Below are 239 nucleotides of genomic sequence, written 5' to 3'. Positions count from 1 at the left end.
GCCGGTCAATGCCGACCAGTTGTCGGGCAGAAACAGTGCACGGTTATTAGCCGCGTAATAGTCGAGCTGCCCGTCCTTGAACGCGCTCTTGGTTGGAAACAGCCGCAAGGGGGCCAACCACTCGGCGCGTCGTTCATATTCTTCATCACTGACAAGTGTTTTGCTGGCCAGGGTTTCTGCCACACCTAACACGGTGATGACTTCCCCACCGAATATTTCCTTGAGTGTGTCGCTACCAC

The 239-nt window shown here is 55.2% G+C and carries 1 protein-coding gene; it reads right to left on the bottom strand.

What is annotated here, in order from left to right; all coding sequences use genetic code 11:
• Positions 1-239: hypothetical protein (locus SB786_RS37540; RefSeq protein ID WP_410731752.1), on the bottom strand; the 239-nt coding region annotated here is incomplete at both ends.

The sequence above is a fragment of the Burkholderia sp. SIMBA_062 genome (assembly GCF_046534765.1).
Taxonomy (GTDB): domain Bacteria; phylum Pseudomonadota; class Gammaproteobacteria; order Burkholderiales; family Burkholderiaceae; genus Burkholderia; species Burkholderia ambifaria.
Note: the sequence above shows the minus strand (reverse complement) of the source record. Positions and strands in the feature narration are given on the sequence as shown.